Source organism: Bartonella sp. MR168JLCBS (assembly GCF_042194175.1).
Genome location: NZ_JBHIMP010000471.1, coordinates 345 through 638, shown reverse-complemented (window position 1 = coordinate 638; position 294 = coordinate 345). Strand labels below are relative to the sequence as shown.

At 39.5% G+C, this 294-nt stretch carries 1 pseudogene; it reads left to right on the top strand.

Annotation, left to right across the window (positions count from 1 at the left end):
* Window positions 1-294: pseudogene (locus ACFIK8_RS12080) on the top strand (ComF family protein); the annotation flags it as partial.

The following is a 294-nucleotide window of genomic DNA, read 5'->3' as shown; positions in this document are numbered from 1 at the left end:
TTTCATGGCCAATTGGATGGTGTTTGCTGGACGTGAGATTATCGATGATTGTGATGTTATTATTTCCATCCCGTTGCATTTTCGCCGTTTTTTTTGGCGACGTTATAACCAATCTGCTGAGCTTGCTCGTTATATTGCAGTAAAAAAGAAAAAAAATTTTAAGCCGGGTTGGCTTGTGCGTTGTCGAAATACACGTCCACAGGTTAATTTATCTGCTAGGGAACGAAAACTTAATGTCCTGAATGCCTTTGAGGTGCCTCGGAAAGTTAAAAAATATCTAAAGGGATGTTCTGT